Annotated in this window: 24 protein-coding genes and 5 pseudogenes; 10 read left to right on the top strand and 19 right to left on the bottom strand. The window is 71.6% G+C overall.

Translation table 11 applies throughout. The annotated features are described in order from the left end of the window. Positions 1–188: 188 nt before the first annotated feature. Positions 189–1,280: a VWA domain-containing protein gene (locus ACWCYO_RS07535; protein WP_449783699.1), complete on the bottom strand. Its 1,092-nt coding sequence runs from the start codon at positions 1,278–1,280 to the stop codon at positions 189–191. 128 nt (positions 1,281–1,408) lie between these two features. Then, positions 1,409–2,614 (bottom strand): MFS transporter, encoded by a 1,206-nt coding sequence (locus ACWCYO_RS07530; protein ID WP_270150308.1) that lies wholly within the window; start codon positions 2,612–2,614, stop codon positions 1,409–1,411. A gap of 69 nt (positions 2,615–2,683) precedes the next feature. On the opposite strand from ACWCYO_RS07530, the gene ACWCYO_RS07525 reads away from it, so the two are divergent. Beyond that, positions 2,684–3,274: a CGNR zinc finger domain-containing protein gene (locus ACWCYO_RS07525; protein WP_449783698.1), complete on the top strand. Its 591-nt coding sequence runs from the start codon at positions 2,684–2,686 to the stop codon at positions 3,272–3,274. 99 nt (positions 3,275–3,373) lie between these two features. Here ACWCYO_RS07525 and ACWCYO_RS07520 read toward each other — a convergent pair whose 3' ends face one another. Beyond that, positions 3,374–3,964, bottom strand: coding sequence for a CGNR zinc finger domain-containing protein (locus tag ACWCYO_RS07520; protein ID WP_270150306.1), 591 nt, complete (start codon positions 3,962–3,964; stop codon positions 3,374–3,376). A gap of 102 nt (positions 3,965–4,066) precedes the next feature. Here ACWCYO_RS07520 and ACWCYO_RS07515 point away from each other — a divergent pair, with 102 nt between their 5' ends. Both ACWCYO_RS07515 and ACWCYO_RS07510 read left to right on the top strand, forming a co-directional pair. Beyond that, positions 4,067–5,395 carry an MFS transporter gene (locus ACWCYO_RS07515; RefSeq protein WP_449783697.1) on the top strand — a complete coding sequence of 443 codons (1,329 nt, stop codon included), beginning with the start codon at positions 4,067–4,069 and terminating at the stop codon, positions 5,393–5,395. 216 nt (positions 5,396–5,611) lie between these two features. Next, positions 5,612–6,607 (top strand): YihY/virulence factor BrkB family protein, encoded by a 996-nt coding sequence (locus tag ACWCYO_RS07510; protein ID WP_449783696.1) that lies wholly within the window; start codon positions 5,612–5,614, stop codon positions 6,605–6,607. Positions 6,608–6,728: 121 nt separating this feature from the next. Here the strand turns inward: ACWCYO_RS07510 and ACWCYO_RS07505 are convergent, their stop codons facing one another. Then, complete coding sequence (locus ACWCYO_RS07505; protein ID WP_449783695.1) at positions 6,729–7,133, bottom strand: hypothetical protein; 405 nt, start codon at positions 7,131–7,133, stop codon at positions 6,729–6,731. Between the two features lie 238 nt (positions 7,134–7,371). Here ACWCYO_RS07505 and ACWCYO_RS07500 point away from each other — a divergent pair, with 238 nt between their 5' ends. After that, a complete protein-coding gene (locus tag ACWCYO_RS07500) occupies positions 7,372–7,608 on the top strand; it encodes a hypothetical protein (protein ID WP_270150299.1) in 237 nt (78 codons plus the stop codon). Between the two features lie 9 nt (positions 7,609–7,617). Here ACWCYO_RS07500 and ACWCYO_RS07495 read toward each other — a convergent pair whose 3' ends face one another. Both ACWCYO_RS07495 and ACWCYO_RS07490 read right to left on the bottom strand, forming a co-directional pair. Beyond that, a complete protein-coding gene (locus ACWCYO_RS07495) occupies positions 7,618–8,157 on the bottom strand; it encodes a hypothetical protein (protein WP_270150298.1) in 540 nt (179 codons plus the stop codon). Positions 8,158–8,372: 215 nt separating this feature from the next. Further along, positions 8,373–9,218 (bottom strand): SAM-dependent methyltransferase, encoded by an 846-nt coding sequence (locus ACWCYO_RS07490; protein ID WP_270150296.1) that lies wholly within the window; start codon positions 9,216–9,218, stop codon positions 8,373–8,375. Between the two features lie 73 nt (positions 9,219–9,291). On the opposite strand from ACWCYO_RS07490, the gene ACWCYO_RS07485 reads away from it, so the two are divergent. Further along, positions 9,292–9,417, top strand: coding sequence for a hypothetical protein (locus ACWCYO_RS07485; RefSeq protein ID WP_449783694.1), 126 nt, complete (start codon positions 9,292–9,294; stop codon positions 9,415–9,417). Between the two features lie 32 nt (positions 9,418–9,449). Here ACWCYO_RS07485 and ACWCYO_RS07480 read toward each other — a convergent pair whose 3' ends face one another. Continuing rightward, entirely contained in the window at positions 9,450–9,995 is a 546-nt protein-coding gene (locus ACWCYO_RS07480; RefSeq protein WP_449783693.1) for a hypothetical protein, read from the bottom strand. 216 nt (positions 9,996–10,211) lie between these two features. On the opposite strand from ACWCYO_RS07480, the gene ACWCYO_RS07475 reads away from it, so the two are divergent. Continuing rightward, on the top strand, positions 10,212–11,240 hold the full coding sequence (locus tag ACWCYO_RS07475) for an AraC-like ligand-binding domain-containing protein (RefSeq protein ID WP_405000771.1): 1,029 nt from the start codon (positions 10,212–10,214) through the stop codon (positions 11,238–11,240). A gap of 169 nt (positions 11,241–11,409) precedes the next feature. Here ACWCYO_RS07475 and infA read toward each other — a convergent pair. Continuing rightward, positions 11,410–11,565 (bottom strand): annotated as a pseudogene (gene infA, locus ACWCYO_RS07470) (translation initiation factor IF-1); the annotation flags it as partial. 81 nt (positions 11,566–11,646) lie between these two features. Further along, the gene (locus tag ACWCYO_RS07465) at positions 11,647–12,807 is read right to left on the bottom strand and encodes an RNA-guided endonuclease InsQ/TnpB family protein (protein WP_449783692.1); all 1,161 of its coding nucleotides are present in this window, start codon (positions 12,805–12,807) and stop codon (positions 11,647–11,649) included. Between the two features lie 23 nt (positions 12,808–12,830). Here ACWCYO_RS07465 and tnpA point away from each other — a divergent pair, with 23 nt between their 5' ends. Next, positions 12,831–13,259 (top strand): IS200/IS605 family transposase, encoded by a 429-nt coding sequence (gene tnpA / locus ACWCYO_RS07460; protein ID WP_449783691.1) that lies wholly within the window; start codon positions 12,831–12,833, stop codon positions 13,257–13,259. 220 nt (positions 13,260–13,479) lie between these two features. Here the strand turns inward: tnpA and ACWCYO_RS07455 are convergent. Then, a pseudogene (locus ACWCYO_RS07455) lies at positions 13,480–14,286 on the bottom strand (GNAT family N-acetyltransferase). Between the two features lie 290 nt (positions 14,287–14,576). Between ACWCYO_RS07455 and ACWCYO_RS07450 the strand changes: the two are divergent. Beyond that, positions 14,577–15,221, top strand: a complete 645-nt coding sequence (locus ACWCYO_RS07450) for a CatB-related O-acetyltransferase (RefSeq protein ID WP_449783690.1) — start codon at positions 14,577–14,579, stop codon at positions 15,219–15,221. 151 nt (positions 15,222–15,372) lie between these two features. Here the strand turns inward: ACWCYO_RS07450 and ACWCYO_RS07445 are convergent. The 4 genes and pseudogenes from ACWCYO_RS07445 to ACWCYO_RS07430 form a co-directional block, all read right to left on the bottom strand. Continuing rightward, positions 15,373–15,720, bottom strand: a pseudogene (locus tag ACWCYO_RS07445) (oxidoreductase C-terminal domain-containing protein); the annotation flags it as partial. A 65-nt stretch (positions 15,721–15,785) separates the two neighbouring features. Continuing rightward, positions 15,786–16,481 carry an FAD-dependent oxidoreductase gene (locus tag ACWCYO_RS07440; protein ID WP_449783689.1) on the bottom strand — a complete coding sequence of 232 codons (696 nt, stop codon included), beginning with the start codon at positions 16,479–16,481 and terminating at the stop codon, positions 15,786–15,788. After that, positions 16,478–16,699 carry a ferredoxin gene (locus ACWCYO_RS07435; protein ID WP_449783688.1) on the bottom strand — a complete coding sequence of 74 codons (222 nt, stop codon included), beginning with the start codon at positions 16,697–16,699 and terminating at the stop codon, positions 16,478–16,480. The genes ACWCYO_RS07440 and ACWCYO_RS07435 overlap by 4 nt, the downstream gene beginning before the upstream one ends. A gap of 65 nt (positions 16,700–16,764) precedes the next feature. Then, positions 16,765–17,964 carry a cytochrome P450 gene (locus tag ACWCYO_RS07430; protein WP_449783687.1) on the bottom strand — a complete coding sequence of 400 codons (1,200 nt, stop codon included), beginning with the start codon at positions 17,962–17,964 and terminating at the stop codon, positions 16,765–16,767. A 197-nt stretch (positions 17,965–18,161) separates the two neighbouring features. On the opposite strand from ACWCYO_RS07430, the gene ACWCYO_RS07425 reads away from it, so the two are divergent. Then, the gene (locus ACWCYO_RS07425) at positions 18,162–18,752 is read left to right on the top strand and encodes a MarR family winged helix-turn-helix transcriptional regulator (RefSeq protein WP_449783686.1); all 591 of its coding nucleotides are present in this window, start codon (positions 18,162–18,164) and stop codon (positions 18,750–18,752) included. A gap of 59 nt (positions 18,753–18,811) precedes the next feature. Here ACWCYO_RS07425 and ACWCYO_RS07420 read toward each other — a convergent pair. Further along, positions 18,812–18,973: pseudogene (locus tag ACWCYO_RS07420) on the bottom strand (type 1 glutamine amidotransferase domain-containing protein); the annotation flags it as partial. A gap of 274 nt (positions 18,974–19,247) precedes the next feature. Between ACWCYO_RS07420 and ACWCYO_RS07415 the strand changes: the two are divergent. Further along, a pseudogene (locus ACWCYO_RS07415) lies at positions 19,248–20,926 on the top strand (IS4 family transposase). A gap of 137 nt (positions 20,927–21,063) precedes the next feature. On the opposite strand, the gene ACWCYO_RS07410 reads toward ACWCYO_RS07415, so the two are convergent. The 4 genes from ACWCYO_RS07410 to ACWCYO_RS07395 form a co-directional block, all read right to left on the bottom strand. Further along, on the bottom strand, positions 21,064–21,675 hold the full coding sequence (locus ACWCYO_RS07410; RefSeq protein WP_449783685.1) for a hypothetical protein: 612 nt from the start codon (positions 21,673–21,675) through the stop codon (positions 21,064–21,066). A gap of 11 nt (positions 21,676–21,686) precedes the next feature. Further along, positions 21,687–21,941 carry a hypothetical protein gene (locus tag ACWCYO_RS07405; RefSeq protein ID WP_449783684.1) on the bottom strand — a complete coding sequence of 85 codons (255 nt, stop codon included), beginning with the start codon at positions 21,939–21,941 and terminating at the stop codon, positions 21,687–21,689. Between the two features lie 41 nt (positions 21,942–21,982). Beyond that, entirely contained in the window at positions 21,983–23,236 is a 1,254-nt protein-coding gene (locus tag ACWCYO_RS07400; RefSeq protein ID WP_449783683.1) for a S1 RNA-binding domain-containing protein, read from the bottom strand. A 75-nt stretch (positions 23,237–23,311) separates the two neighbouring features. Further along, entirely contained in the window at positions 23,312–23,884 is a 573-nt protein-coding gene (locus ACWCYO_RS07395; RefSeq protein WP_449783682.1) for an SMI1/KNR4 family protein, read from the bottom strand.

The following is a 23,884-nucleotide window of genomic DNA, read 5'->3' as shown; positions in this document are numbered from 1 at the left end:
CAGCGCTTGTAGGCGTTGGGGTGGCGGCATCGTTTCGCTTCGACGGTGCAGGCCGTTTCGGGCGCGGGCGCGGTGCCGGTGATGGTCAGCAGCGGTTGGGTGATCAGGGGGATGTCCGTGAGGAGCGGTGGGCCGGTACGGCCGGCGGGGTGCGGCGCAAGTCGGTTGTGCGGGGCCGCTGTTCGGGACTACAGGAGGACGAGGAGCTTGGTGCCGGGGACGAGCTTGCGGTTGACCGAGGTCGACTGGACGAAGACGGTGTAGGAGGGGTTCTCGCCGGGCTTGACGGTGGCTTCCGCGGTGGGCAGGCCGAGGAGTCGGCGGGCGGCGGGGCCGGAGAAGACGCGGCCGGTCATCCGGCCGGTGGCCGGGTCCTTCTCGGCGACGGCGAGTTGCTTGTTGCCCTGGATCTTCTCGCGCTTGGAGAGTTCGTAGAAGGCGCAGCCGGTCTTGTACTGGTGGCCGGCGCTGGTGACGAAGTCGCGGATGGGGGTGTGCTCGTCGACGGGGATCAGGATGTACTTGCCGGTGTCGAGGGGGTCGAGGTTGGCCTTGACGTCGGCGGTGTTGAGGTCCTGGCCCATGGCGAAGAGGTTCTTGGTGCCGCGTACGCCGTGTTCGCGGCCGCGCAGGAAGCTGGTGGCGGCGGACTTGACGGTGCCGATGGCCTCTTCGACGCCCTTGGTGGAGTCGGCGTCCCAGATCGCGATGTTGCCGGCGGGGAAGCCGTACTCCTGGGCGGTGCGCTTGGCGAGGGAGTTGGGGACCAGGATCGCCGAGGTCCAGTGCTCGGGAAGGTCGTCCATGGCGCCCTGGATGCGGTCCCGCCAGGTGCGCAGGACGGTGGCGCCCTGGCCGCCGTTCATGCGGGTGTGCATCTGGCCGGTCTGGGAGAAGCCGGAGGCGTTCTCCTCGCCGTCGGTGACGACGACCTGGAGGAAGGAGTGCTCGCCGTAGCCCTCCCAGATGTTCTTCAGGTCGTCGACGGACTTCACGGCGGCCTCGATGAGGGCGGTGGCGCCGTTGTCGACGCGGTAGAGGCCGCGCAGGGAGGGCAGGTGCTTGACGTCCATGTCCCAGACGAGGTTCTGCACTTCGTGGTCGAAGGCGTAGAGGCTGATCCGGGTTTCGTGGCCGAGGCGGTCGGACTCCTCCTGCAGGCCCTTGACGAACTCGTCGACGACGCGGATGAGTTGGGCCTGGTGCTGGCCCATCGAGCCGGACTTGTCGACGACCAGCGAGACGTGGTTGACCTTGTGCTTGATCCTGTTCGCGGACATGGGTGTGCCCCCTTTTTTCGTGCTGGCTTTTCGGAGGCTTACCGGCCGCCTTTTCGGCGCCTGCTCCGTCGTTGTTCCCAACACTAGGCGGGGGGACTGACAACGCGTCGGGCCGCGTGGATCGTCGGTCAGCGGGGTGCGCGCGGGAGGAGGAGGCAGGTGGCGGCGGCGAGGGCGGCGACGGTGGTGATGGTGAGCCAGAGGCCGGGGCCGCCGTTCAGGGCCTGGAGGAGGTGGGTGCCCGCGGCTGCGCCCAGGGGGGAGCCGATGGCTCCGGCGAGGCCGAGCAGGCCCAGGGCGCGGCCGGTGCGGCGCTGGGGGGCGGTGGTGACGGCCAGTTCGTCCAGGCTGGGGCCGATCAGCATTTCGGCGAGGGTGGCCGGCACGGTGAACAGCAGCAGGGACAGCCATCCGGCTTGCGGGAGCAGGGCGAGGTAGGCGAGGGCGAAGGCGGCGAAGCCGGCGGCGAGCAGGGTGCGCGGCGGCAGGTGGGCGAGGTGGCGGCGCAGCAGGGTGTACTGGCAGAGCAGGACGAGGGCGCCGTTGAGGGTGAAGACGACGGAGATGGCCGTGCTGGTGCCGGTGAGGGCCTTGGCGGTGAGCGGGATGAGCGTGTTGAGCTGGCTGTATATGGCCCAGTAGGCGATGGCGGCGGTGAACAGCAGGACCGGTCCGCGGCGGCCGGGGGCCGGGGTGGGTGCGGCGGCGGGGTGGGTGGTGTGCGGGGGCTGGGGCGCGGCGGGTTCGTCCTTGGCGAGGAAGGTCAGGTGGAAGCCGAGGAGGAGGTGGGAGAGGACGGCGGCGGCGAGGATGGTGTCGAAGCCGAGCGGGTAGGCGAGTGCGCCGAGGGCGGGGCCGAGGACCACGCCGACGTTGCCGAAGGTGGAGCGCAGGGCGAGCATGCCGCGGGTGTCGTCGTGTGCGGCGGCCTCGGTGACCAAGCGGGCCTTGACGGAGAGCACCAGCAGGGAGCCGCCGATGCCGACGGCCGCGATGCCGGGTGTCAGGGCCGGTCCCCCGGCGGCGATCAGCAGGTAGCCGGCGATGCGCAGGGCGAAGCCGGCGGTGGTGGTGGCGCGGGCGCCGACGCGGTCCACGAGGAGGCCGGATATCACCGAGAAGCCCTGTCCGCACAGCGAGAGCAGTGCGATGAGCAGTCCGACCCGTCCCACCGGGGTGCCGGTGGCGCTCAGGTGCAGGGCGAGCAGCGGCAGGAACATGAAGGTGGTGACGCCGGTGGCCAGGACGGTGGTGAGCAGGGCCCGTCCGGTGGCGGAGGTGCGGGACCAGGTGGAGGGGCGCGGGCGGGTCTCGGGTGAGGTGGCGGTGGACACGGAACCCCGTTACTGTCGTTTCCTGTTTTGACGGTCACGACTATGACGAAGGGATGTGTGACTGGTCAAGTGGACTTCGACAGTCACAACACCGCGATGGTGCAGGGCGCGGCGGACCTGGTGAACCTCGCCACCCCGGGCCTGTCCCGCACCCGCCCCTACCAGCCCCCGCCCGACGGCGAACTGGCCGAGCGGACCAACGCCGTGCTGCGTACGGCCGACCGCCACGCCAGCGCGCTCGACGAGGCCCAGGCGGTGCGGCTGGCGGCCCTGGCCCCGCGGCTGCGGGCGGTCTTCGAGCACCTCGCGGCCGGCGACCAGGACCGCGCGGCCGGGGCCGCCAACGCCCTGCTGGCGGACCTGCGCCCGTTCCCGGTCCTGGAACGCCACCGTGACGAGCCCTGGCACCTCTACTTCCGCAGCACCCCCGGCGACGAGGCCTCCGACTGGGCCGCCCGCCTCACCCTGGGCCTCGCCACCGCCCTGGGCAGCCGCTTCGCCTCCCGGCTGGGGCTGTGCTCGGCCCCCGCCTGCGACCGGGTCTACGTCGACGTATCGCGCAACGGCACCCGGCGCTTCTGCTCCACCGCCTGCCAGAACCGCGTCAAGTCCGCCGCTCACCGCGCCCGCGCCCAGGGGGCCGAGCAGCAGGGGGGCTGACCGGGCCGGGGGGGCCGGTCGGCATGACGGTCGGTCGGCGTGACCGCGCCCCGGAGGGACCGGGCCGTTCCCTCCGGGGCGCAGTGCCGTTCCCGGGCGCTACGCCGAGTGCCCGCGCTGGCGGTGGTAGTGCCGGGCGGCGCGGGCGCGGTTGCCGCAGCCGGGGCCGCACCACTCGCGGCGCGGGTGGTCCTTGACGAAGAACTGGACGCAGCCCGGCCCGTGGCAGGCCCGCAGGTCGGCGGCGAGCGGGCCGGTGAGCAGGGCGGCGGCATCGTGGGCGAGGGCGCCGAGCGCGGCGGGGACGGGGGCGCGGTCGGTGCGCCGGGTGACGGCGTACCCGGCGCCGTCGGCGACCAGGACCGGCCAGCGCGGGGCGGCGGCGGACGCCTCGTTGATCCGCTCGACCTCGTCGGCGGGGGCCGGTTCGCCGTCGACGAAGGCGCGCAGGACGGCGCGGATCGCGTCGCGCAGCGCCCGGAAGGCCGTCAGGTCGGCCTCGCCGAGCGCGGCGCCGGGGGCAGTGCCAGCGGCGTCGGGGGTGTCAGGGGTGAGCCAGGCGGTGAGGTCCTCCGGGGCGGCGAGGGTGTCGCGGACCTTGCCCCGGGTGGCGACCAGGGTGTTCGCGAACGCGACGGCGAGCGGCGGGGCGGACCCGGCCGGGGCTTTCGAAGCGGTGACGGAAACCATGACCTAATGGTAGCTCCCCCTTGCAACCATCAAGTCTGGCTGCCATGATTCTCACGGCTGAACAAGCATCAACCGTCAGAACCGACTCGGGGGCACCACCAGATGACCACCACCGCGATCGCGCCCGGCCCGCAGACGCAGGCGCACACCGGCCCGGCCGACGAGCGGCCGCCGACCCCCGTCCAGGACCCGGCCCCGCTGTGGCGCAACCGGGACTTCCTGAAGTTCTGGTCCGGCGAGACGCTGTCCCTGCTCGGCACCCAGGTCACCACCCTCGCCCTGCCGCTCACCGCCGTGATCGCCTTCGACGCCACCCCGGAACAGGTCGGGCTGCTGCGCTTCCTGCAACTGGTCCCCTACCTCGGCCTGGCCCTGCTGTTCGGCGTCCTGGTCGACCGGATGCGGCGCCGGCGCGTCATGCTGCTGGCCAACGGCGCCAGGATGGTGCTCATCGGCCTGATCCCGCTGCTGGCCGCCACCCACCACCTCGACCTGCCGGTGCTGCTCACGCTCGCCTGCGCGATCGGCGTCTTCTCCGTCCTGTTCGACGTCAGCTGGATGTCCTTCGTCCCGACCCTGGTCAAGGACCCGAAGCACTACGTCGAGGCCAACCAGAAGCTCGGCGTCACCTCCTCCACCGCCGACGTCGCCGGCCCCGGCCTGGCCGGGCTGCTGGTCGGCGCCCTGAGCGCGCCGACCGCCCTGCTGGCGGACGCCTTCTCCTACCTGGTCTCGCTCGTGACCCTGCTGACCATCCGCACCCCCGAGCCGCGCCCCGAACCCCCGGCGGAAGGGCGGCACCTCGGGCGGGAACTCGCCGAAGGACTGCGCTGGGTCTTCGGCGACCGCGTCCTGCGCCCGCTCGCCCTCGTGGCGCCGTTCTGCAACTTCTCGATGGTCTCGGTGTGGACGGTGTTCGTCCTCTACGCGGTGCGCGACCAGCACCTGACGCCCACCGAGATCGGCATCGTCTTCTCCGCCTCCTCGGTCGGCGGCCTGGTCGGCGCGGCCCTGTCCGGACGGGTCATCAAGCGGTTCCGCCTCGGCGCGGTCTACGCGGTGTCGATGACGGCGATCTTCGCCAGCCCGCTGCTGATCCCGCTCGCCCACGGCTCCAAGCCGGCCGTCATGGCCGTGTTCGTCGGCGCGTTCTTCGTCAGCTACCTGGGCCTGGGCGTGGCCGGCGTGGTGATGGTCAGCCTGCGCCAGACGCTGACCCCGCAGCCGCTCATGGGCCGGATGAACGCGGCCTTCCGCACGCTGCTGTTCGGCGGCGGCTCGCTGGGCGGCCTGCTCGGCGGCGTCATCGGCGGCGCACTGGGACTGCGCGAGGGGCTCGCCGCGATCGCCGTCGGCTCCGCCCTGATGCTCGTCCCGCTGGCCCTGTCCCCCGTCAGCCGGCTGCGCGAACTGCCCCCGCCCACCGCCTGACCCCCGGACACCCGGACCACCGGGGTCGACCGGTCCCCTCCGGGGGGAGGGACCGGCCGACCCCGGTACGCGCGTGCGCGGTGGGCGGCGCGTGTGAGGCGGGCGGGCGCGTGCGCGGTGGGCGGCGCACCGGCGGGTAGGCGCGCCTCGCACGGAGACGGCCGGCGACCGGACGGCGACCGGCCGACGAGGAGCCCGACTCGGAGGTGGCCGCAGATGAACCCCGTCGAACGCGCCCTGCGCGCCCTCGACCACGCCCAGCAGCACCACCGTGCCGCGGGAATGGTCGTCGGCGTGATCAAGAAGTACGGGGACGACCGCGGCGGCCTGCTCGCCGCCCTGATCACCTACTACGGCTTCGTCGCCCTCATCCCGCTGCTGCTCCTGCTCAGCACCGTCCTCGGCTTCGTCCTGCACGGCCACCCGCACGCCCAGCAGGCCGTCGTCAACTCCGCCCTCACCGACTTCCCCATCATCGGCGACCAGCTGCGCCAGAACGTCCACTCCGTCCAGGGCAGCGGACTGGCCCTGGTCATCGCCGTGCTCGGCATGCTCTACGGCACCCTCGGCATCGCCCAGGTCCTCCAGCACGCCATGGCCGAGATCTGGAACGTGCCCGGCGTGGTCCGCCCCGGCTACTGGCCGCGCCTGGCCCGCAGCCTGCTGCTGTTCACCGTCCTGACCGTCGGACTGCTGCTCGCCACCTCCGCCGCCACCCTCGTCGCCGTCGCCCTCACCGGGCCGGCCGCCCGCATCGGCGCACTCGTCCTCTCCGCCCTGGTCAACACCGCCCTGTGCCTGGGCTGCTTCCGCGTCCTCACCCCGAAGAACGTCCCCACCCGCGCCCTGCTGCCCGGCTGCCTGCTCGCCGGACCCCTGTTCACCGTCCTGCAGGCCTTCGGCGCCCTCCTGGTCGCCCACCAGCTACGGCACGCCACCGCCGTCTACGGGTTCTTCGCCACCGTGATCGGCCTGCTCTCCTGGCTCTACCTGAACGCCCAGGTCACCGTGTACGCCGCCGAGACCAACGTGGTCCTGCACCGGCGGCTGTGGCCGCGCAGCATCCTGCAACCACCGCTCACCGGGCCGGACCAGGAGGTCCTGTCGTCCATCGCGCGCCAGGAGGAACGCCGGCCGGAGGAGCAGGTCAGCGTCGACTTCGAGGACGAGGAGGAGGAGAGCGAGGACGGGGAGCCGCCGCCGGCCGGGTAGTCCGCCCCGGACGGCGGCGGGCCCGCCGGGTGCGGGAACGCTGCACGCGGCGGGCCGTCGGGTGTGCGGGGCCTGTCGGCCGTGGGCCCTGGGCTGTGGGCCGTGGGCTATGGGCCGTGGGTCAGCGCACGGTCACGGTGACCACGGGCGAGGCGGTGTCCCCGCTGATGATGCGCAGCTCGTTCAGGCCCTTGATGCCGAGCTTCACGCCCAGGGAGTAGGAGCCGTTGCGGGCCGTGTGCACGGAGGCCGGCAGGGTGACCCACTTGCCGTGCTGCTTCTGCTGGAGGGTCACCGTGCTGCCGGCCTTGAGGCCGGTGGTGGTGCCGGTGACCCGGAACAGCTGCCAGGCCTGGACGGAGGCGGCCGACGGCTTGGCGGTGATGCCGGCGGCGGCGGCGGACACGGTGGCGGCGGCCGGGGCGGGCGCGGCGTCCGCCATGGCGGTGCCCGCCGCCCCGAGGAGCAGCGCGCTGAGGGTGGCGACGGCGGCCAGGCGCAGGGAGTTCCGCTTGGAGACGATCACGGGTACACCCCTTTCAGGGGGAGGTGGTCGTTCGGCCCGAAGGCACCGGGGCCGGTGCGGTTCGGGCGCTGTCTTCCATGAGGACGTCTCACCCAACGCCATCGGTTGCGTGCGGAACGTAACTGTCGCGTAACAGCGGGAGCGCCGGACCGACGTCGCGGCCGGGCGGCACCTCGCAGGTGAGGACGAGTGCCGGCAACTCCCTGGCACAGAACAGAAGTTCAATGGTCGGCGTGGCGTGGCCACCGGCAACGCCGCCAACAGCGGCACGCGCTCCGGGCTGCCCGACCCGGGAGGCCGGGGAGCCGTACGCGTCCCCGGCAGTTCGGATCCGTTCATCAGCGAGACGGCCGTCGTCCGGGAGGGCGATGTGATCCTGACGTTGAAGAAGGTGGTCGACCAGAAGCCGCTGGCGGGCGTGGAGGCCGTCCTGCCGGCCGCGGTGGCGGCGTACCGGGCGGCGGGCAGGGGCTGAAGGGGCGGGTCAGTCCTCGTCGGCGCGGGAGAGGGCGTCGGTGATCAGGCGGGTGGCGAAGTCGTGGTCGTCGCCGCAGATGCGGTTGACGTACTCGGCGAGCAGGGTGGCGGTGGCTTCCAGGGGGTTCATCTCGGCGTCGGTCCAGGGGCCGTACTGGGCGCGCCACAGGTTGGGGCTCAGGCCGCTGCCGGCGGCGATGAGCAGGCCGGCCATGGTGGGGATGACCTCGGGGCGGAAGGTCTTGGGCATCATGCGCATCGTGGCGACGAGGGTGGGCACCACGTACTCGATGACGTCCTTGCCGTGGTCCTCGCAGGCCCGGCTCAGCCAGTTCATGTACATGTAGATGAGGGTGCAGGCGCCTTCCAGCAGGGCGCCGAACTCGTCGGGGCCCATGGAGGCGGCGATGTGGTCGACCATCCGGCGGTGTTCGGGGTCGGTCCCGGTCCGGCCGTCGTAGATGGCCTTGAGCCGGGAGTCGATCACCATGAGCGCTGCGCTCACGTCGCCGGCGGGAGCGTACTGGGGGTCGCAGGGCGAGGACACGGGACTCCTCCAAGGGCGGTAGCGGGTTTCGCTGTGCCCGTTGGCCGGGCCGCTCCATGACAGCGGAGGCGGGCCCGGCCCGGTGGGGAAACCGGGCCCGTGTCACCCGGACGGGAACCCGGTGGCGGCCGCGGTGTTGACGGGGAGTCGGCTCTTCGGACGGCCGGCCGGACGGACGGGTGGCTGGATGGCTGGATGGCTGGCCGTTCGGCCGGTCAGGGCTTGAGGGCGACGGCGGCGTAGAAGGAGACCTGGGCGTCGGTGACGGTGGCCGGCAGCGGGTCGGCGTCGTCGTCGGTGCCCTCGGGGTGCCAGCGGTGGGCGGGGACGATGCCCGGGTCGAGGAGGTCCAGGCCTTCGAAGAAGGTGGCGAACTCGGCCTCGGGGCGCAGCCGCAGGGAGGTGCCGGCCTGGTTGTAGATCTCCTCGACCTTGGTGGCGCCGGGCGGGTCGAGTTCGGCGGTGGCGTGGGAGAGGACCAGGGCGGAGCCGGCCGGCAGGGGGTCCAGGAGGTGCCTGACGATGGCGTGGGCCTCCTCGAGGTCGGGGACGAAGTGGAGCAGGGCGATCATCGACAGGACCACGGGGCGGGTCAGGTCGAGGGTCTGGGCGACCTGGGGGGTGGTCAGGATCGCGGCGGGGTCGCGGACGTCGCCGTGGACGTAGGCGGTGCGGCCCTGGGGGGTGCTGGTCATCAGGGCGCGGGAGTGGGCCAGGACGACGGGGTCGTTGTCGGCGTAGACGACGCGGGCGCTCGGTTCGACGGCCTGGGCGACCTCGTGGAGGTTGGGCGAGGTGGGGATGCCGGTGCCGATGTCCAGCCACTGGCGCAGGCCGCGCCGGGCCAGGGCGCGGGTGGCTCGGTGCATGAAGGTGCGGTTGGCGCGGACGGCGGTGCGCATGGTGGGGAAGGCGGTCAGGACGCGCTCGGCGGCTTCGCGGTCGACGGCGAAGTTGTCCTTGCCGCCGAGGAAGTAGTCGTACATCCGGGCGCTGTGCGGGATGTCCTGGCGTATCCGCGGCCCCGCGGGCTGCGCGGGGCCGTGCTCGGTCGCGGTCATCCGGGTTCCCCCCATGTTCGGTCCGTGTCCCTTCGTGATCACACCGGGCCGGGGCAGTCTAGCCAACTGGCGGGTGGCGGGCGGGAAGTGGGTCCGGGTCACGTTGTCCGGCGCGGCGGCCTGGTGGACCCCGCGCCTGCTGGACCGGGTCCTGCCGCGCATCGACGCCGAGGGCGGGGGCTCGGGCGGGCGGCGGTAGGCGGGCGTCGGGCGCGGGGTTGCCAGGTGTTGCTAGCCGGAGTGGGCCGGTGAGCCCGCCCGGTCGCCGGTCGTGTCGCCGCCGGCGGCGGTCGCGTGCCGGGTGAGCAGCGTGCGCAGCGCGGCGGGGTCGCCGGTGCCGCGCTTGGCGAGGATGAGCAGGCAGGAGCCGCTGCGGTTCAGTACCAGGAACAGGTGCTCCGTCTCGATGAAGCGCGGCGTCGCGGCCCAGGTCCGGGTCTGGGTGCCGCACCGGTCGGTGACGCTCACCCCGGTGGCGTCGACCACCACGGTTCGGGCCCCGCCGCGCCGAACCACCCGCCGACGGGCCGAGGCGGCCTGCAGCCGCGGGGCGAACACCGCCAGCGCCACCAGCGCGGCCGCCGTCACCGCGTCCGCCGCGTCCGCCCGGCCGTCCGCCAGTTTCAGCGCGCCGCCGAGCAGGGCGACGGCCGCCGGGGCGAACAGGGCGATGCGCACCAGCCGGCCCACGGTGGTGTGCCGTGCCTGGGCCGCCAAGGCCTCGCGGAAGTCCTCGCCCGTCGGCGTGTACGCCAGCTCCATCCGGTTCCGGTCCACCGCTGCTCCCTTGATCCACTTTTCGGTGCGGCGGATGCTAGCAAAGGGTTCGCAAACCGGTGCGCCAGCCCCCCGGTTCCTCTTCGTCCGCGCCCTGCCGGCAGACCAGCGGGAGCGAATCGACTACGGTCAGCCGTCCGTGGTCCGGACCGGGCTGTCCCGGCCGGGGTGCGGACGGGTCCGGCCCGGCAGGGAGCCGAGAGGAAGGGGCGCGAGGTGGCCGCGGGAAGTGTGTTCCGGGGTGAGGGGGTGTCCGCGAAGGAGCGGTTCGACTGCTGGCGGGAGCTGATCGGGCGCACCAGGGCCAGCGAGATGACCAGTGCCCACGCCGACGACTTCCGGGCGGAGATGCGGCGCCTGGAGCTGGGGCCGGTGACGCTGCTGAGGTCCTCGTTCCCGCCCACCCGGTTCCGGCGCACCGCCGCGATGGTGCGGCGCTCGGACCCGGGGGTGTACCACCTGACGATGCCGCTCGGCGGCGGGCTGTCGCTGACGCGTGGCGCCGAGGAGGGGACCCGGATGTTCGGGCCCGGTGACCTGTACCTGGTCGACAGCTCCCACCCGTACGACGTGCGGGCCGTCGGTGTGCGCGCCGGCGGCCGCCGGGAGCAGCGGACCGAGGCCGTGGGCGTCGACTTCCCGGTGTCGCTGCTGCCGTTGCCGCCGCAGCGGCTGCGCGGTCTGCTGGGGCGGGGGTTCTCGGCGCGGGAGGGCACGTGTGCGCTGTTGTCGGAGTTCCTGGTCGGTCTGGACCGGCAGGCCGCCGTCCTGGGGCCGGCCGAGGCGCCCCGGCTGGGGACGGTCGTGGTGGATCTGGTGGCCGCCTGGCTGGCCCGGGAGCTGGACGCGGAGGCGGTCCTGCCGGACGACGCCCGGCGGCGGGCGCTGGCGCAGAGCGTGCGGGCCTTCGTCCGGCGTCATCTGCACGATCCCGAGTTGTCGCCTTCGACGATCGCCGCCGCGCACCACGTTTCGGTCAGCCATCTGCACCGGGTGTTCACCCAGCAGTCGCGGGACGGCGTGACGCTGGCCGCGTGGATCCGCGGCCAGCGGCTGGAGCGGGCGCGCCGTGACCTCGCCGACCCGGCGCTGCGCGCCCTGCCGGTCCACGCCGTCGCCGCGCGCTGGGGCATCCCGCGGGCCTCCGACTTCAGCCGTTCGTTCCGGGCCGTGTACGGGCTCTCGCCGCGCGAGCACCGGCAGCGGGCGCTGGCCGTCGATGTGAACGGCGAGGGTGGCGCGTAGACGCAGAGCCAAGGAAGTGGCGACGCAGTGACAACACGGCGGGGCGCCGGCCTGGCATCCTCCACGAGGAACACCGCGGTGCGCCCGGGCCTGTCGGCCCGGCCGCGGCAGAACCGCCGGTGGCCCGGCACGCCACGGGGGAGCGTGCCGGGCCGCCGGAGGCGTCCTGTCAGTTGCGGTAGCGGAAGCGGATCCGGCCGCGGGTGAGGTCGTAGGGGCTGAGCTCCACGAGTACCCGGTCGTGCGGGAGGATCTTGATGTGGTTCTTCCGGACCTTCCCGCTGATGTGGGCGAGCACGATGTGCCCGTTCGGGAGCTCCACCGTCAGCTTCTCGGCCGCGAACGGCCGAGCTTGCAGGTGGCGCCCAACTGGCTGTTGGGTGGCCCCCGCGTCCAGTCTCCGTCCCTACGGGGCGGGGACAGGGGCGGATGACTGCCGCCCCGCATCCCAGACAACAGCCGCCCGGTGGGCGATATTGCGGGAAGCGTTCCGGTCGGCGTGCGCAACGACGCCGCACGACCGGCATGCGAAGGTGGCCTGGTCGGGCCGGTTCCTGCGGTCGATGTGGCCACAGTCGGCACAGGTCTGGCTGGTGTATGCCGGATCGACGTACACCAGCGGGACGCCGGCGCGCTTGGCCTTGTACGCCACGAAGGAGCCGAGTTGGGCGAAGGCCCAGGAGTGCAGCGCGACCCGTTGGGGCTTTCTCAGCCGTGCCCGCTGCCGGATGCCGGACAGGTCTTCCAGTCCGATCCCGGCGGTGGTGCGTTCAGCCTCGGTCACGATGCGCTTGGAGATGACGTGGTTGATGTCCCGGGCGCGGCGGGACTCCTTGCGGGAGATCCGCTTCAAGACGCGCTTGGCGGACTTGGTGCCCTTCTTCTGGAGCTTGGCGCGCAGGTCGAGCATGCGCCTGCGGTGCCGGGTCAGACCGCGCCCGGCAGCGCGGTAGCCGGTGGAGGTGGTGGCGATGCTCTCGATCCCGAGATCCACGCCGATCCACCCGGTCGGCTCGAACATCTCGGGTTCGGGAATGTCGCAGGTAGCGATCAGGAAGAACTCGCCGCCGCGCGTGATCAGATCGCTCTCGCCCTTGCGGTGCTCCCGAAGCGTCTTGAGCGCGTCCGGCGAACAGACGAACCGAACGCCTTTCAGTCGTCCGGCAGTAGTCCAGATCGACACCGTCTGCGCGTCCAACTGCCAGGACAAGCAGCGGTCGTCATAGCTCTGCGCCGCGTCCTCACGGAAGACGATCGGCTTGGACTCGGCCTTGATGCGGCGCTTGCTGCCCGGCTTACCGAGGTTCCCGGCCCGGATGTTCGCCGTCAATGTCGAGTAGGCGTCCGCGACCTTGCGTATGACGTGCAGCGCGGGCTGAGCCGACAGACCAGCGGCTTTCAGCTCCGGATAGGCGGCACCCTGCAACGTCTTCCGGGTCTTCTCACCCGTACGGAACGCCAGCTCGGAGACGCGATTGGCCTCCCGGTTGCAGGTGGACAGGGTGTCGGCGAGTGTCGCCGCCTCCTGGGGCGACGGCATCAGCTTTACCTGAACCACCGTCAACATGCGAGCAACCGTAGCATGTGTCTATGTCACCGCGATGGGAACCAAGCCCTGGTATACGTAGGGGCCGCAGCGTCGTCCACACCCTCCATGCCCATTTGGTCTTCGTTCCCAGGTATCGGCGCGGAGTCTTCACCGACGAGATCCTGCGGCGCTGCGAAGAGATCATGCGGGACGTGTGCGCGGACTTCCGTGCCGAGCTGCGCGAGTTCAACGGCGAGCGTGATCACGTCCACCTGCTGGTGCACTACCCGCCGCAGGTCAAGCTCTCCACCCTGGTCGGCAGCCTTAAGGGCGTCTCCGCGCGTAGGCTTCGCCAGGAGTACAGCGACCACATCCGCAAGTACCTGTGGGGAGACCACTTCTGGTCCCCGTCCTACTTCGCCGCGTCCTGCGGCGGTGCCCCGCTGTCGATCATCAAGGAGTACATCGAGAACCAGAAGCACCCCGACTGAGCGAGGCGCAGGCCCGGAGCGATGCGGCGGCGCTCCGCGCCGCCCAGCTCAGGGAAGCCATTCCTCCCGATGGCCAAAGCCACGGGATTCCTGGCTAGATCGCGTTGAAGTTGAACGTCGGGCAGGCACTCGATGACGGTGCCTTCGGCTTCGATGCCGTTCGTCGTCTTGGTCATGGTCCTTCACCTCTTGGTTCGATGACGTGGTGGGCCGGGGCGCGTCAGCGGCGGACGAGTTCCAGGGTGCTGTCCGCGGGTCGGGCGCCGATGCCCTCGAGGAGTGCGGTGGCGGCCGTGTTGGACTCGGCCACCTCGGCCCAGGCGGCGGCGGTGCCTTCGCGGTGCAGTGCTTCCAGCGCGTGGGCCAGCAGGGCCCGGGCGATGCCGTGGCGGTGCAGTTCGGCGCGTACGGCGATCAGGCCGATGCGCGGCCGGCGGGGCGGTGAGACCCGGATCAGCCCCCACGTACCGGTCGTGCTGTCGGGCCACCGCGTACTGCGCGGGGTCGACGACGAGGGTCCCCGCCGGGCGGGGCAGTACCTGGGCCGGGATCGACTGCCAGCCGGCGCCGGCCTCGATCTCGTCGTGGATGACGCGTTCCAGGGCGCGCAGCGGGCCCTGTTCGGCCTGGCCGGCGGCAGGATCGTCACGCCCGCCGGGGGCCGCGCCGGGAGGAGTCCGGTGACCTGCGGGTCGGTGGGCACCAGGTAACCCTGGTCGCGGCGCGCGGTCGTGAAGCCGGCCCGCTGCCAGGCGGACGCCGTGGCGTGGTCGCTCTCGTCGACCAGGGTGTGCAGTGGGGCCGGCGGCAGGTCGGCCAGCATGGCGTGGGCGATCCGGTCGAAGACCGTGTCGTGCCAGGCGTCGATGCTGACGAACAGCCGCCCGTCGGGCCGGCGCGAGGCGTCGCCGCGGCCGACCACCTGGTCGTCCTGCACGGCGTGCCACTCGGTGTCCGAGACCCGGGTGAGCGTCAGGGCGTGGTGGGTGGTGTCCCGCTCGCTCGGGACGTGATGCGATGAGTTCATGGTGTTGCCTTTCGGGAGTTGCCTGGTCTGAGGCGCTCCCGGGCGACACCAACGTCAATCGCCCACCGTGACGACAAGGGGGAGCACCCACACGGATACCGCCTTCATGGGTGTCACCTCCTCGCTCTTCTCTCACGGCTGCACCGACCGTAGCAGCCAACAGCACGCCGGCCCAACCCATTTACGGATCGGCGAGGACGGGAGCGGATCACGGATCCGCTTGGCGGTGTCGCGGCCGGCGTAGTGGATCATGAAGGGGATGTGTCCGTCGGTTTGGAAGAGGTGGTTTCGTGGTTCCCGTCGTGCCCGACCCGGATGTGCTGCACCCGTTTCCCGAGCAGCCGCGGGTGGTGCTGCTGAAGCCGTTGGTGACCTCGCCGTTGATCGAGGTGGGTGAGTACTCGTACTACGACGACCCGGACGATCCGACGGCCTTCCAGACGCGCAACGTGCTGTACCACTACGGGCCGGAGCGGCTGGTCATCGGGAGGTTCTGCGCGTTCGCCGAGGGGGTGCGGTTCGTGATGAACGGCGCCAACCACCGGATGGACGGGCCGTCGACGTTCCCGTTCCCGATCATGGGCGGCGCGTGGGCGGAGCACTTCGACCTGCTGACCGGGCTGCCGGGGCGCGGGGACACCGTGGTGGGCCACGACGTGTGGCTGGGCTACCGCACGACGGTGATGCCGGGGGTGCGGATCGGCACCGGCGCGATCGTGGCCGCCGGGTCGGTCGTCACCTCCGACATCCCCGACTACGCGATCGCCGGCGGCAACCCCGCCAAGGTGATCCGGATGCGGTACGAGGAGGACGAGGTGGCGCGACTGCTGGCCGTCGCGTGGTGGGACTGGCCGGTGGAGCACCTGACGCGCCATCTGCGGACCGTGATGTCCGGCAGCGTCGAGGAGTTGGAGGCCGCTGCGCCCGGGGCGTGAGGGCCGGCCGGGCGCGGCGGGGGCTCGCCCGGTACGCGCCCGGGGAGGGCGATCCCGTCACGTGGGGGGGGACGGCGGCCCGGGTGACGGGTGGCCGGGGCGCGTGGGACGCGACCTGGGCGCGCAGCTCGCGCAGGGCCCGGGCGGAGCCGATGCCGACCGCGCCGGTGACCCTGCCGCCCTGCAGGCAGGCGGCGGCGAAGCGGTGGTCGGCCAGGCTGCCGTCGACGAGTTCGAAGCGGTCGGCGCCGCCGGGGCTGCCGAAGGCCTGGACCCGCAGGCCGTACTGGTCGGTCCACAGGTACGGGACCGGCGCGTAGGCCTGCCGGGTGCCGTCCGGGCCGGCCAGCAGGTTCCGGGCGGCGTGCTGGGCCTGTTCGGTGGCGTTGGTGCGCTGTTCGAGGCGGCGGCGCCGGCCGGTGCGCGGGTCGGGCCAGCAGGCGGCGTCGCCCGCCGCCCAGACGCCGGGGCCGGCGGTGCAGTGGGCGTCGCAGGCCACGCCGTCGGCCAGCGGCACCCCGCTGCCGGCCAGCTATTCGATGGCGGGCTCGGATCCGATCGCCATCAGGACGGCGTCGGCGGCCAGTTCGGAGCCGTCGGCCAGCCGCACGCCGGCCACCCGGCCGCGCCTTTGCAGTACCGCGCGGGCCGTGCCCCGTGCGCGCGGTGCAGGCCGGTCAGCAGCGCGGCCGTCTCGGCGCCCAGGACGGCGGCCAGTGGTGCGGCGGCGGCCACCAGCCAGGTCACCTCGGCCCCGAGTCCGACGGCGGTGGCCGCCGCCTCGGCGCCGAGCAGCCCGCCGCCGACCACCAACAGCCGTGCGCCCGGGCGCAGTTCCTCGCGCAGGGCAAGGGCGTCGGCGAGGGTGCGCAGCACGTGGGCGCCGGGCAGTGGCGCCTCGGCTCCGGGCAGTCGGCGCGGGCGGACCCCGGTGGCGAGGATGACGGCCTGGCAGCGCACCTGGCGGCCGTCGGCCAGGCGCACGGTGCGGGTGCGGCGGTCGAGGCGTTCGGCTGGTGTGCCCAGGCGCAGGTCGAGCCGGAGCTCCTCCAGGGCGGCGGGGCCGCGCAGGGCCAGCTGCTCGGGCTGCCACCGCCCGTCGAGCAGCTGCTTGGACAGCGGCGGCCGGTCGTACGGGGGCTGGTCCTCGGCGCCGATCAGGGTGAGGCGGCCGTCGTAGCCGGCCCGGCGCAGCGCCTCGGCGGCGTGCAGTCCGCCGGCGCCGGCGCCGACGACGGCCACCTCGCGCAGAGTGGTCACGCCTGTTCCAGGGCCTGGACCGGCGTCCGGTCCAGGTGGATGGCGGCGGCCGGGCAGACGGCGGCGGCGTCCTGGACGGCCTGGTGGAGTTCGGCGGGCGGGCGGGCGTCGAGCAGGACGACGACGCCGTCCTCGTCGCGCTGGTCGAAGACGTCGGGGGCGGCGAGGACGCAGTGTCCGGCGCCGCAGCACTTTTCCTGGTCGATCTGGACGAGCACGGGGGTTCTCTTCGGGTGGGGGCACGAACTCCGGTGGACGGCGGGCGTGTTGGGGGTGGCTCCGGTCACCAGGTGATCGGCAGCTCGTGGACGCCGTAGACGAGCATGTCGCCGCGGAAGGGGATCTCCTCGAAGGGGACGGCCAGGCGCAGTTCGGGCAGTCGCCGCAGGAGGGTGTCGAGGGCGATCTGCAGTTCCAGCCAGGCCAGGGGCTGTCCCAGGCACTGGTGGACGCCGAAGCCGAAGGCCAGGTGGCGGCGTGCGTCGCGGGTCAGGTCAAGTGCGTCGCCGTCCGGGAACTGGTCCTCGTCCCGGTTGGCGACGCTGACCATGCAGACGACCCCCTCGCCCGCCCGGATGCGCACGCCGCCGAGGTCGACGTCCTCGGTGGCGACCCGGGTCAGGCCGGTGTGCACGATGGTCAGGTAGCGCAGCAGTTCCTCGACCGCGCCGGTGACGGCTTCGGGGTGGCGGCGCAGGTGGTCGAGCTGGTCGGGGTTGCGCAGCAGGGCGAGGACCGACAGGGCGGTCATGTTGGCGGTGGTCTCGTGGCCGGCTACCAGCAGCAGCCGGCCCATCGCGGCGATCTCCTGGGTGTCGAGTTCGCCGCGGGCCACCAGGCGGCTGAGGATGCCGTCGTCGGGCTGGGTGCGCTTGGTCTCGGTGAGTGTGACCAGGTAGTCGACCAGGCTGCGCTGGGCGGCGGCGACGTCCTCGGCGGCGGAGTCGCGGCGCAGCATGACGCGGCTGCGCTCCTGGAAGAAGTCGTGGTCCTGGTAGGGGACGCCGAGCAGCAGGCAGATGACCAGGGAGGGCAGCGGCAGGGCGAAGTCGCGGACCAGGTCGGCGCCGGTGCGTGCGGCGGTCATGCGGTCGAGGAGGTCGTCGGCGATGCGCTGGATGTCGGGGCGCAGCGCCTCGACCTTCTTGATCATGAATTCGCCGGTGAGCATCCGGCGCAGGCGGGCGTGCTCGGGGTCGTCCATCCGGATGAGGGTGGGCTGGCCGGCGTTCAGGTAGCGGGCGCCGGCGCTGACGAAGGGGAAGCCGGGGCGGGTGGAGTCGGAGCTGAAGCGGGCGTCGGAGAGCACCGCCTTGATGTCCTCGTGGCGGGTGACCAACCAGCTGGGGGTGCCGTCCCACAGGGAGATGCGGCTGATCGGCTCCTCGCGCTGGGCCTGGCGGTAGGGCGGCGGCGGGGCGAAGGTGCAGGTGCCGCGGGCGGCGGGGTGGGTGAAGCGGGGGGTCGGTGCGGCGGTGGCCATCAGGGGCTCCCTTTCGTGTGGGTGGGGTGGAGCGAGCCCTGGAGCATTTACGTGCCAAAAGCAACTAACTGACCGTCACGCTAACTCGCGGTCCGTGGCGGCGAAAGGGCCCATCCGGTGGGCGCCGAATCTGTCCGAAATCCGGTCGGCGGTCTGCACCGCAGCGGTGGCGGGCACCGGATCGCTAGAGTTCCCCCATGTCGGACGCCGCAGACGAGCCCTCCCCCGTACCGGACGCTGCGGACGATCGGAGCGCCGCCGCCGACCTGGAGGCCGTACTGGCCTCGCTGGCCTACCTGCTGACCCGCTCCCAGGAGCACGAGCGCCGCACCGCCCGGGCCGGCATCACCGCCGCCCGCTCGGACGTCTACCTGCTGCGCGCGCTCGCCGAGGCCGAAGGGGCCAGCCGGGTCGGTGACCTGGCCGCCAGACTGATGGTCAAGCCCTCCCACGTCACCCGGCAGATCGACCGCCTGGAGGGCCAGCACCTGGTGGAACGCACCCCCGACGCGCTGGACCGGCGGGCCCGTCAGGTGGCGCTCACGGCCGACGGGCGGGCGATGCTGGAGCGGCTGAAACAGGCCAACATCATCGGGCTGACCAGTGCGCTGGACGGGGTGGCGGAGCCGGACGTCGCCGCGACGGTGGGCGTGCTGCGGCACCTGATCGAGCGGTACGTGCACCGGGTGCGCAGCACGATGCTGTCGGAGGAGGACGGCGCCGCTCCCCCGGCGGGCGGGGCGGCGGGCGGGGACGGTTGCGCGGTGCGCGACGCCGTGGAGCCCTGAACGCCCCCACCGTCAGGGGGCGGTGAGGGCGGTGCGTGTCGCGGGCGGGTCGGGGCCGGTCAGGCCGGCTGCTGCAGCTTCTTCAGCAGCTCGGCGGCGAGCGGGGCGGAGGAAGCGGGATTCTGACCGGTGACCAGGTTGCGGTCGACGACGACGTTCGGCGCCCACGGCTCGCCGACCCGCACGTCCAGGCCAGCCTTGACCAGGCGGGTCTCCAGCAGCCGCAACCGCTCCACCAGCGACAATCCCGCCACACCATCCAGAGCGGGCGACTGATCAGGCAGACGGTGGCAGACTGGCGGCACATCGAAGCTCCAGTGGTTCAGGGCGACTTGGAAAGGTCACCCCGTTCAACCGGCAAGGCCACGAAGTTAAGCGGCCGATGGGCTTGTCAAGGCCCTGCGGGCGGAAGTTGATGGTTCGGCAGCTACGAGAACGGGACCTCTGGTAGAGGCAGGGAAGTCGACCAAGACGTTCCTGCTCCGAGAGGTCCCGTTGCCCGATCAGTCTGCCACCACCACGTTGACACGCACCATCACCGTCGCCGAGGGCGTCTTCGCTCCAGGGCACCTGGGCGAGTTGACGCAGTACGTTCCCTTCGAACTCGTCGACGACGTGCTGGAGCGGACCCGCGCCGTCCAGGCGCGCTTGCGCTGCCTGCCCTCACGCGTGGGCGTGTACTTCCTCCTCGCGCTGGGGCTGTTCCCCGCGCTGGGCTACCGACGGGTGTGGGACAAGCTTGTCGCGGGCCTGCACGGATTGGATCTACGTGCGCCCTCGGAGAAGGGGCTTCGGGACCTGCGGCGACGCCTCGGGCCGGCGCCGCTGCGGGCGTTGTTCGAGGTCCTGGCCGGGCCACTGGCCCGTCCTTCGACGCCCGGGGTGAGCTACCGGCCCTGGCGGACGGTGGCCTTTGACGGCTGCAGCTCGATCAAGACCCCGGACCAGCCACGCATCCGCTCCCTCCTCGGCAAGGTCCGCCACCACTGGGGCATGGCCGGCTACCCGGTGCTGCGGCTGACAGTCCTGTGCGAGACGGGAACCCGCGGACTCCTGGGGGCGTCTTCGGGCCGACCAGCACCGGGGAGACAACGCAGGCGATGCTGCTTATGCCACTGCTGTCGCCGCAGATGCTCCTGCTCGCGGACCGGGGCTTCGACGGCGACGACTTCCTGTGCGCCGTTGCCGACACCGGAGCCCAGCTTCTGGTCCGGATCAGCTCCAAGCGCCGTCCCGCCATCCTGGCCACCCTGCCCGACGGCTCCTACCTCACCCGCTTCAACGGCCTGGACCTGCGCATCATCGAGGCGGACATCACCGTCACCACCAGCGCAGGACAGCGCATCGGCGGCCGCTACCGGCTGGCCACGACCCTTCTGGACCACCGGGGCGATCCGGCCGAAGCACTCGTCCGTCTCTACCATGAGCGCTGGGAGATCGAGTCCGCCTTCTACTCCCTGCGCCACACCTTGCTGACCGGCCGGGTGCTGCGTTCGTGCGACATGCCGGGTCTGGAACAGGAGCTGTGGGCCCTCCTGGTCCTCTATCAGGTGCTGCGGGCGGCGATGGTGGACGCGGTCGAGTCCGTTCCAGGAACCGATCCCGACCGGGCCAGCTTCACCGTCGCGCTGCAAGCGGCCCGCGACCTGGTGGTCCGCGCAGTCGGCGTTCTGCCCGACAGTCCGGGCGCCCCCGTGAGCGGAAGCATCGCCGCTGCGGTCCTGGCCGCTCTCCTTCCCAGCCGCCGCCCGCGCATCAGTGCCCGCAAGGTGAAGTGCCCGACCTCGCGCTATCCGGCCAACCCGACCACGGCGCATCCTCTGACCAGCCAGAAGATCGCACATCTGGACATCGAGATCCACCGTGAGACCTCGAAGTGTGGCGTCACGGCGGCGAGCGCCAGCGGGGACGGACAGGCTAGAGAAGGCCGCAGGAACCAGCTCCTTCGGTTTCTACGGGCCGCCCCCGACCGGACCTGGCACGCTACCGAGATCGCGAAGGTGCTGGGATGGGCGAACTACAGAAGCGTCTGTGCCCAACTCGGTTACTGGGCAAGGGAAGGCCTTCTACAGAAGATCGCCCGCGCGACCTACGCACTCGCGCCAGCCTGGTCCCTCAGTGATCACCAGCAGCCAGCACAACCTTCCCCGTTGACAGATCCGTCGACCGCTTAACTTCGTGGCCTTGGTTCAACCGGAGCTTCGTTGCATTCGTGACGACCCAGCCTGGATCCCTGCAGCGCCGCGACCTGCGGACTCACGTGCTCACCGGGACTTTGCAACGGCCCTGAAGCCGACGCTACCGAGAGGAATCACCCAGCGAGTGGCTCAGGGCCCCAGAGATCAGTTCCGGTGCCCCGGTACCTCCTGATGTCGCGAGAGCGGTTGAAGCGCGACCCCGAATACCTGAGATCTGGGATCCAGAACTGCGGAATTTCTTGCCGGACGTACCGGCACAGCAGATCCACCATGCCGCAGTCGAACCGCATCCACGCGTCCGGGCCGGACCAGTGGCGACGCCACAGGACAGTCGTCCAATCGTTGGGGTCGTCGCCATCGGCGTACCAGCACAGCAGGTCGGAGTCCGTCGTCAAACCCCATCCGATCAGAAGGTCGGGGTCGGAGAACCCTTCTTCCTCTCCGGTGAACTGGGCGTCGTCGGTCACCCCCTTCACCGTCGCACTGAGGTCGTTCGGGTAGGCCTCCGGAATCGGGGGTACCACGGACAGGAAGTTGTCGAACACACCCTCCCCGTAGACCTCCATGAACTCCTTGTAGTCGTCGGGAAGTCCGTGATCGTATTCGATCGCAACCCGACCCCAGTCGATGGAACTCCCGCCCCCCGAAGGAGCGGCGACCAGGGCCGTCAACTCGTCGACGGCCCTACGCCCGTCACTGCCGTCAAAACTCCCAGCTGCTGCCATCCCAGAATCCCTCACTTGATCACGTCACCGAGATTGACGCCGCCCACACCGTAGGTGTTGTCGACTTCCATGTCACGATTGATTCCCGCCGCCCCGTTGGCGTAGTAGCCGCGAGCGCTCAGGACGAATTTGTAGGGCACCTTACTGGCGTCGGACCTGTACTTCGGAATGACCACGTAGAGGACGCTCTGTCCGCCGAGCGCAGCCTGCTTCACCTCACGCTCCATGACGGCCATAACCCGCACGTCGCCCTGGTGCGCGAGCACCTGCTGGCGGCGGCGCGGGAGTGGTGAAGGCGGGGCGGGCGTCAGGCGGGGCGGGCCCGGGCCTGGGACAGCGTGATCCGGCGCCGGGTGGGGTCGACTTCGGTGATCATCACGGTGAGGAGCTCACCGGCCCGGACCGCGCCCGCGGCCGGCTGGACGAGTTCGGCGGTGGGGACCAGGCCGACCAGTCCGTCCGGCCGGTCCTCGATGCGGACGAGGACGCCGGAGCCGGTGGTCCCGGTGACCACGGCGGTCACGATCCGGCCGCGACGAAGGGTCCGCAGGAAGGACCAGTCCCGGTCGGCCGGGGTCGGTTCGGTGCGCCACCGGGCCCGCAGGACGCCGTCGGGGTCGGGCAGCACGGCGGTGAACAGTGGGCTGCGCTCGCCGGTGTACACCGACAGGACGACGGCCGCCCGGGCCTGGGACAGTTCGGCGGCCCGCGACCTGAACTCCTCCGGGTCGTCGACCTCGCTGATGATCCGGCCGTCGTGGCCCTCCCGGACGAACTCGACCAGGCCCTCCTCGGGAAGGCCGGTGAGCACTGCCGCGACGTCGGTGGACAGGTCCGGCCAGACGGCGAGCCGGGCGCGCGGCGCCAGCCTGGCGCGCACCGCGTCGATCGCTCCCCCGTCGAGCCGGTGCCAGCGGGAGGCGTTGTCGATGTGCATCTCCTCCAGCAGCGCCGCCCGGCCGGTCGCCACGCACCGGCGCAGCCAGGACCAGAAGTGGTCATCGGCGGGGCGCTGCTCGCCCGGCTCGTCGAACTCGGCCTCGTACGGGGAAGCGTCCAACGGCTCCGGGTGCAGGCCCAGTTCGCGGGTGCGCGCCACCGCGGCCGGGCAGGGCGCGCTGCTGCTGACGTAGACGTACTGGTCCCAGCCGACGTGCACGGCGAAGCCGGGCTCGGGGAAGGCGTCGGGCTCGCTCTCCAGGCGGCACCAGGCGCCGCTGTCGCGGAGCATGGCCCGTACCAGTTCCAGGCCGACCGCGACCGGCACCCGGGCGCCGTCGTGGAAGCCGGTCAGGTCGGGCGGGAAGAGCCCCGCGAGGCCGCCGCCCTCGACCGGCGGCTCCAGGCCGAAGTGGGCGAAGCCGGGCGGGGCCTGGGGCTCGCGGATCGACAGGTGCCGCACACCGCTCTCCTTCGCGAAGGCGGCGACGGCCTCCAGGTAGGCGGCCTCGACCGGCCCGTGGTCGCTGACCGCCTCCTGCGGCCCCGTGTACACGCCCCGCTCGTCGCGGTCGGCGGGGTCGTACTTGGTGATCCGGTACACGTGGGGCGGCAACGTCATGACCTCCCGGCGGCCGGTGTGAGCCCCAGGACGGGGGCGCACCAAAGCAGCAACTGTGTCTGTGGCGCGCGCTTCCTAACTGCCACCATCCGATACCCAAACGGGCCGCCCGGAAGGAGATGAGGCCAAATCCGAAATTTCCCCTTCAGTGTCCGAGAGAATCGCCAGAAGGAATTGCACCATACCCATATTGCGGCGACCCCAGCCATCAGGAAAGCTACCCCTACGCCAGAAAACAACGGGCCACCGGTCAGGATCACTATCCTCGGTGAGCCAGAAACAAATATCGCCCGAGTAGTTGCTGGCCCAGGCCAAAAGCCCACCAGGCTCCGGATATATCGGATACGGACAGAGCGCAAAGTCAAGGTTCCTCAACTCTTTGAATTCAAGACCAATGTCTTGCGATGTCCTTGCAACCATCCTCGAGAAGCCATCATTCCCATCATCGAGATCAAAAGGCGGGATGGGAGAAATAATAACAAGATCCCCTCGAATCTCTCCAGCCCCAAGTTGGTCAACAAATTCGCGATAATCCGATGGGAATTCGATTCCTACCGCGAGCGGGGCCAGGTGCCACGGCACCGCCCCACCTCCACTTGCGGCAACCATTCCCGCAAGCTCCATAAAGCGAGCTACATCGCTTCGCAT

Source organism: Kitasatospora sp. NPDC001683, assembly GCF_053596495.1.
The sequence above is the reverse complement of the archived record's forward strand: the minus strand, read 5'-3'. Positions and strand labels throughout refer to the sequence as shown.

Excerpts from the sequence above, each read along its gene's own strand:
- ACWCYO_RS07520 (WP_270150306.1), bottom strand. The coding sequence starts at position 3,964 with ATGGTTTCCGTCACCGCTTCGAAAGCCCCGGCCGGGTCCGCCCCGCCG.
- ACWCYO_RS07490 (WP_270150296.1), bottom strand. The coding sequence starts at position 9,218 with ATGACCGCGACCGAGCACGGCCCCGCGCAGCCCGCGGGGCCGCGGATA.
- ACWCYO_RS07395 (WP_449783682.1), bottom strand. The coding sequence starts at position 23,884 with ATGCGAAGCGATGTAGCTCGCTTTATGGAGCTTGCGGGAATGGTTGCC.
- ACWCYO_RS07425 (WP_449783686.1), top strand. The coding sequence starts at position 18,162 with ATGTCGGACGCCGCAGACGAGCCCTCCCCCGTACCGGACGCTGCGGAC.
- ACWCYO_RS07430 (WP_449783687.1), bottom strand. The coding sequence starts at position 17,964 with ATGGCCACCGCCGCACCGACCCCCCGCTTCACCCACCCCGCCGCCCGC.
- ACWCYO_RS07515 (WP_449783697.1), top strand. The coding sequence starts at position 4,067 with ATGACCACCACCGCGATCGCGCCCGGCCCGCAGACGCAGGCGCACACC.
- ACWCYO_RS07410 (WP_449783685.1), bottom strand. The coding sequence starts at position 21,675 with ATGGCAGCAGCTGGGAGTTTTGACGGCAGTGACGGGCGTAGGGCCGTC.
- ACWCYO_RS07465 (WP_449783692.1), bottom strand. The coding sequence starts at position 12,807 with ATGTTGACGGTGGTTCAGGTAAAGCTGATGCCGTCGCCCCAGGAGGCG.
- ACWCYO_RS07400 (WP_449783683.1), bottom strand. The coding sequence starts at position 23,236 with ATGACGTTGCCGCCCCACGTGTACCGGATCACCAAGTACGACCCCGCC.
- ACWCYO_RS07510 (WP_449783696.1), top strand. The coding sequence starts at position 5,612 with ATGAACCCCGTCGAACGCGCCCTGCGCGCCCTCGACCACGCCCAGCAG.
- ACWCYO_RS07535 (WP_449783699.1), bottom strand. The coding sequence starts at position 1,280 with ATGTCCGCGAACAGGATCAAGCACAAGGTCAACCACGTCTCGCTGGTC.
- tnpA (WP_449783691.1), top strand. The coding sequence starts at position 12,831 with ATGTCACCGCGATGGGAACCAAGCCCTGGTATACGTAGGGGCCGCAGC.